The sequence below is a fragment of the Brevibacillus sp. B_LB10_24 genome (assembly GCF_046036945.1).
GTDB lineage: Bacteria > Bacillota > Bacilli > Brevibacillales > Brevibacillaceae > Brevibacillus_C.
The window spans coordinates 41,224-47,639 of the sequence record NZ_JBJQOQ010000040.1 but is presented as its reverse complement, the minus strand read 5'-3'; the positions used below and the strand labels follow the sequence as shown (position 1 = coordinate 47,639).

Here is a 6,416-nt window from a genome sequence, read left to right as displayed (position 1 = left end):
AGGGTCACTTTTTTCAAAGTGTCCTTCTTATGGGTCACAGTTCAGACTTAATTTTCTCATCCTAGTCTGCAGTTGTTTTTCTTTGAGCGGATCAGTCTAAAACTAATTATCCGGAAGCTGCCAGTATTTCGAATCAAAAACTACGTAGGATTAACAACATCAGTCTATAACTTTATTAACTCTGTACAGGAGAGAGTATCGTATCCGGTCTGGCAGCCCTGATAAGTATCGGCTAACAAATAGGGAATCTCGCTGAGAAATTGTGAAATCAGTGGGGGAGAATAATGTAAAAGTTCGTACCTAGGGGGGGACTGAGACGGAGGAGATAGCTAAAGTGGACCAGTTCAGGCTTGCCTAAACTACGATCAACAAATAAAATCTACAAGCATTTTAGAGGAATCTATAAAATTGGATTCTTTTTTAAAATAACACTCAGAACGAAAACAGATTAACGAACCTGTTCATTAAACAAGTACACTTAAATATAATCAAATGTATGTACGTTTGTACCATAACCATAAAATATATAGTTATGTACTTGTGTTTATCAGTAGAATTTCACACGAAAAGCAAAGTCAAAAAATTACTACACAAAAAAAGGATTTTGTGTAGTAAAATATCAGTTTTCAAGCGATTTATGCAATCACTTTGGTTTTATTTTTTCGTAATGACCGAATTTACTCATATAGGCAGCCACTTTTTCTTAAATGGACAGATGTTGTTCTTACACTCTTGTGCCAATGGAGTAATGTTTACGTCAACAGACAATCAGAATTCCGATCTGAAGTTACTGTTATTCCAGCTCATTTTATTTGTTAACATAATATATATTATCGGACTCAATAAATTTATTTGCGTTCCATCCACACCCCAACCGCCAATAATAAAAAAGCTAATTGCTTCATGCTTCCTGCACAAATTTCTTTATCATCTAACGATCTAACCCGCCAAAATCATACAAGCTCTTCCTGTCGATGAGGAAGAGCTTGTTGAGCTAAGTCTCCTGATATAAAAAGATCGTGTCCCGTTAACTGCGAACCCATTTTAATGCGGCAGACCAGCTGATCACTTGATCCAACATATCGTTCACATGGGCAATATGCAAGTCGGCCGGTTTAAATACTGTGTAATTCTCAAAATCCGTGAACAGATTGAGTGCGGGGTGTGTGCGTACGTCTGCCACTTGCAATTCTGCCAGAATTCCGCGCAAATGTTCAGCGGCGCGCGTCCCGCCTGAGGAACCATAGCTGACGATGCCGGCCGCCTTGTTGTACCATTCCGTTCGCGCGGAATCCAGCGCATTTTTTAACACACCTGGAATGCTGTGATTATATTCAGCCGTAACGAACACAAATCCGTCCAAGCTGGATATTTTCTGCGCCCAGGCAGCCACTTGCTGTTGTCCTGCAGGGTCTCCAAAAAACGGCAAGTTGTAGGCGGCAATATCCACGATTTCATACACCGCGTCACCGCGTTGCCCGGCGATTTCCTTAATCCATTCCCCGACTTGCGGGCTCACTCTTCCAGGACGTGAACTGCCGAGAATAATTCCAATGTTCAAATTATTAGTTGTCATTCTTTTTCCTCCTTATCATGCGATAATTCGCAAATCGTTTGTTAGTTATCAATAACTAACAATCCAATCATAAAAATTTGTTGTCTAGGATGTCATATGAAAATCCTCGCTTCTATCCCCCTCTCTGCGAAGTAATCTTCGCCTTACAAAAACAGCGAAAATCAACAAAGATATGAATCCGGAAACAGCGCAGACAGTAAATAAGAATGAGTAGCCCAAATACTGAGAAACCAATCCTAGTATGATGGACCCCAACCCAATCCCCAAATCTATGGCCGTAAAAAAGGAGGCAATGGCCACTCCTTTTTTCGCAGGAGAAACGAGGTTGAGTGTCGCTGCTTGAAGCGTGGGCTGCGCTGATCCGAAACCGATCCCGTAAAGAATCGCAGAAGCGATGATCCCCGTCAATCCATTGGATATACTCAAAATAAAGAGAGCGATGATGGTAATGATGATTGACGGGATAATGATCGATCCTTCGCTATAACGATCTGCTAACTTTCCTGCAACAGGACGAGTTAGCGTCAGTGCAATGGCATAGACCAAAAAGAAGGTGCCTGCGTTGACTTGGATGGATTCAGCGAACAACGGCAGGAATGTAGTGATCCCCCCGTATGTGAAAGCCAGGAAAAATATAGCCGCAGAAATAGGCAGGACGGATTTGTCGAAGAACTCCATTTTTCTCCTGTTATCCGATCGTATAACAGGAACCTTGGTTGCCAGGGCTATGAGAATGGCCGCAACAGATAAACACGCAGCAAGAACAATCAGACTTTGGAAAGAGCCGCTTTGGACGATCCATACGCCGATAATAGGTCCAATGGCCATCGATACTGTTATCGATATGCCATACCAACCCATTCCTTCCCCCCGTCGGTGTGCAGGGATCACATCGGTAATCGAAGTCCCGATGGATGTGGTGGAAATCGCCCATCCGACGCCATGAAGGATTCGCAAAAGAAACAACCAGAGAATTCCGCCAGCCCAGTTGTACAAAAACATTGTGATTGCGAAGAGAATCAGCCCCGTAATGATAAAGAAGCGCCGGCCGTAACGGTCCAATAGCCCGCCGGTAATGGGACGAGCAACAACTGCTGATAACGTAAAAGCTCCAATGATGAATCCCAACTGTGATTCACTGACACCAAGCTGTTTGATGTACAGCGGCAGCGTTGGGAGAAGGATATAAAACCCCAAGCATAAGAAAAACAGTGTAAACGTCAACCCCAGAAATGATTTCGTCCACAGCCTTGTCATACAACATCCTCCCTTCAAAGAATATTATGCTAAGAATCTAAACATGTGTTAGTTATTAGTAACTAACATAAAGCAGAAAAAAATTAGGGCTTTAAGCCCTTGGCTATAATCGCTATCGCCTCACGCAGGTTATCGTCAGGGAACCCAGGCGTGATTCCCTCTAAAAGCAAACCGGAAACAAATTTCCCATAATTAAACCGCATGAGCGTTAATGCCTGGGTCTCAGGATTGCCCTTGATCACCTTGCCCTTTTGCTGCATGACCTGGAAATATTCTGTGACGATTTTCAAAAACTTTAGAGCTTTATTGTGCAGGCTCAAATGAATTTCAGGCATCGTTTTTCGTTCCATGACCGAAATGAGGTATACTTTTTTATTTTTCTTCAACAAATCATGGTACAATTCACTGATCATCAATAAATCGGTTTCTAACTCATACGTAAGGTTCTTTTGGATTAGCTGATCAATCGGTGCGGAGAACAGGTAATTATCAATGATGGCATCCAATATAGCTTTCTTGGAGCCGAATGTCCGAAATACGGTCATTTCACTGACGGATGCAGCGGCGGCGATTTCCTTAACGGTTACCGCCTTATATCCCTTCTCAGACATAAGATCAACGGTTGACGATAGTATTTTATCGGCGGTGTTTTCTGTTTTGGTACTCAACCCATTCACCCTGACTGATAGTTAGTAACAACTAACATTTTTGTTATTATAATAATTTTTTCGTGAGTGATTGTCAAGCGTTCTTTGTCACGGACCTGCTTGTTCTTCTGGTTAACCTCTGCCGCGTGGCAGTTGTTGAATGCGGCAGTTATGGAAAGCGGTAATTTTCCATGCTCCATTTCGTTTTACCACTACATTCGTGTTAATGGAACTCCGGTCGTCTGGATCCGAGTGAGTTTCGGATAATTTGACCTCCCCCAGCCCATGGACAATGGCTACTTCGGATGTGACAAAGCGCGGAAGCAATTCTGTTTGAGCACTGGATTCCAATAAGGATCCCTTAAGCGGACCGTCAAATAACCACTGATGTACCTCGGCAATCTGTTTTCTGCCCTTCAGGTGCTGCCCCGAGAATGTCACATAATCCGCATCCTCTGTAAAGCACTCCCCGAAAGCCGCTCCGTCTCCCCTGTTCCATGCCTCACGTAAGGCAGCAAATATTTCCCCTATCGCTTTCACATCTTTTTCTTGATGTTCCATCTGGATCAGTCCTCTCATTCACGATTTGTTGGTGATACCCACTTGGCTATGATATACTGTGGTCGAATAAAACTTAATTCGTATGATATCTTAACCAAATATATATCTTAATTTATTGAGATATTTTTCATGATACATCGGAGGTTTTGTCATGTCAACTGATTATTCCAATCATTTCGCCGCCGACCTCTCTTCCGCTCAATGGGAATTGCTCCAGGAAATCCGCATCAACAGCGCAAGAGCCGTCATGCTCCACCAAAAAATATCGGAGAAACTGGGTTTAAACGTGACAGATCACAAATGCCTCGATTTTCTGAACAACGAGGGTCCCGCAACTGCAGGGCGGTTGGCTGAATTAACCGGCTTGACTACCGGAGCTGTTACTAACGTGATCGATCGGTTGGAACGGGCGGGATATGTGGTGAGGGATAAAGATCCCAATGACCGCAGGCGTGTGCTGGTCAAACCAGTAGAAGGAGGGATACAACAGATTTCCCCTTTGTTTGACTCTGTATTTCGCGCAACGGTTCAACTACTTTCAACATACAGTGAACAGGATATCCTCGTCATTCTTGATTTTATGAGACGGAGCAATGAAATGGCATTGGATGAAATGAGTAAATTGGATCAGCCGAAAGGATAATAACTAAAAGTGCTTGGGGAAGCCTCTCGGTCATTACCGTGACTTCCCCCAAGAATGAATCCTAACAATCGAATGCCAAAAATCCGCCAGACCTTGCTTCAGGCCTGGCGGAATTTGCTTTTACATCCAAGAACGGAAGCTGTATACGCTGTTTGCCGCCGTACAGGCGACGACGTGACGGCCAGCCTTCAGCGGGTGGCCAAAGGTGGCCCGATCGGTTACGGACCGAAGCTTATCCGGTGACATTCCCTTTTTCGCCAGAGCTTCGTCAAACTCCCTCTGAGCTGCCTGCTTTGCTTTGAACAGCATCATCTGCACCCGGCTGTACACGTTGATCGCTCCGTCTCCCGTCGTCTCGATCGGCAGGAAAATCGCGTCGGGGTACCTCTCGGTGATCAGCGACTGAACGCCGTCCGAGACGCCGGATGAGGGCATGCAGCCGAATGGTTTGACGGAGATCGTCATGTTCACCTTGCGCTTTGCCACATTCAGTATCAGCTTGCCCACTTCCATGTGGCCTTCGCCGCCGCGCAGATGGTTGTTGTAGTGCTCGTGGGCGACGCGGGCGATTTCGTCCATGTCTGGCAGATGGTAGCCGGAAAGGCCGATCAGCTTGGCATAGCCCTGGAACATCAGCCGTATCATCCGGTCTGCCGCCCACAGCATACGCAGTCGCATGAGGGGATTTTTACCCTCAAGACCGTAACGGCCGGAGTCTTCCCCGCGCAGCTGCATGCGCTTGCGGGTGTCGTATCGTCCTTCCCAGATCAGGTAGAGGATCCAGGCGGTTACGGACTGGACCTCCACTTCCGCTCCTTCGCTCTCCAGAAAACGCTGCAGCTGATAGTTGCCGTCTCCCTCCGTGGTCATCGCCCAGAACTCGCCGATAATGCTGACTTTCGGCTTGACCCGCGTCCGGTCCACCTTCACCGCTTTCAGTTCCTTTCGGCAGCGAAGCAGAGCAAAAGTCAGCTGCTTGCGCTGGCGCATGGCCTCGTACAGGTACTTTTTGCAGCGGTCCAAAGCCGCGTCTGTGGCGCCTGCCTCTACTTCATAGGGGCGAATCCGGTAGCCGATCGCATTCAAAATGTCCCCGATCAGGATGCATTTCAAAAAGCTAAGGAAAAAGGAAGTGTCCAGCTTAAGCGCGGATTCGTCTCCAGTAGCCTGCTTTAGTCCGCTTTGCTGTTGGAACAGCAGGACGCGGAAGCCGTCAAAACCGGCGTCGCGCAGCGCTTTACGATACTCCGTGACATACGTGCCAAAGCGGCATGGGCCGCACGAGCCGCTGGTGATGAACAGGTAGTTCTGCACAATCTCCTCTTTCGACTTGCCTTCGACATCCCGCAGGTAGGTCAAGTGTTTGATCAGATTGCCTACTGTGAAGTATGTCGGGTTGCATTGCCCGCGATTGCCAAACTCTTTTCCGAAACGGAGCGAATCGTTGTCCGGACAATCCAGGTGCTGCACCTTGTAACCCAGTCCTGACAGTGCTCCTTCTACAAGATAATCGTGTACCATGGTCAGTCCGCCGAACAGTACGGTCGTTGCAGCCCTGTCCCTTGCCAAAAACCGGCGGGGTACCGGGTCAAACCATTGGGCCCTTTTGTCGGCCAACCCTAGCTCCCGCTCCTGTTCCTCCTGAAAGCGGCGCAATTCGGCTTCAAAAGGATTGTCGACCGGGATTTCCTTCGTTGTTTCCATGTGTCATTCTCGCCCCTTTTCAATTTGT

The 6,416-nt window shown here is 46.7% G+C and carries 6 protein-coding genes; 1 reads left to right on the top strand and 5 read right to left on the bottom strand.

The features are described 5' to 3' along the window. Nucleotides 1-1,027 precede the first annotated feature (1,027 nt). The 4 genes from ACI7RC_RS24390 to ACI7RC_RS24375 form a co-directional block, all read right to left on the bottom strand. The gene (locus ACI7RC_RS24390) at nucleotides 1,028-1,576 is read right to left on the bottom strand and encodes an NADPH-dependent FMN reductase (protein WP_408110778.1); all 549 of its coding nucleotides are present in this window, start codon (nucleotides 1,574-1,576) and stop codon (nucleotides 1,028-1,030) included. Between the two features lie 84 nt (nucleotides 1,577-1,660). After that, nucleotides 1,661-2,833, bottom strand: a complete 1,173-nt coding sequence (locus ACI7RC_RS24385) for an MFS transporter (RefSeq protein ID WP_408110777.1) — start codon at nucleotides 2,831-2,833, stop codon at nucleotides 1,661-1,663. Between the two features lie 83 nt (nucleotides 2,834-2,916). After that, nucleotides 2,917-3,501, bottom strand: coding sequence for a TetR/AcrR family transcriptional regulator (locus ACI7RC_RS24380; RefSeq protein WP_408110776.1), 585 nt, complete (start codon nucleotides 3,499-3,501; stop codon nucleotides 2,917-2,919). 111 nt (nucleotides 3,502-3,612) lie between these two features. After that, nucleotides 3,613-4,041: an SgcJ/EcaC family oxidoreductase gene (locus ACI7RC_RS24375; RefSeq protein ID WP_408110775.1), complete on the bottom strand. Its 429-nt coding sequence runs from the start codon at nucleotides 4,039-4,041 to the stop codon at nucleotides 3,613-3,615. A gap of 151 nt (nucleotides 4,042-4,192) precedes the next feature. Here ACI7RC_RS24375 and ACI7RC_RS24370 point away from each other — a divergent pair, with 151 nt between their 5' ends. Continuing rightward, nucleotides 4,193-4,684 (top strand): MarR family transcriptional regulator, encoded by a 492-nt coding sequence (locus tag ACI7RC_RS24370; protein WP_408110774.1) that lies wholly within the window; start codon nucleotides 4,193-4,195, stop codon nucleotides 4,682-4,684. 120 nt (nucleotides 4,685-4,804) lie between these two features. Here the strand turns inward: ACI7RC_RS24370 and ACI7RC_RS24365 are convergent, their stop codons facing one another. Then, nucleotides 4,805-6,388, bottom strand: coding sequence for a 2-hydroxyglutaryl-CoA dehydratase (locus ACI7RC_RS24365; protein ID WP_408110773.1), 1,584 nt, complete (start codon nucleotides 6,386-6,388; stop codon nucleotides 4,805-4,807). Nucleotides 6,389-6,416: the final 28 nt, after the last annotated feature.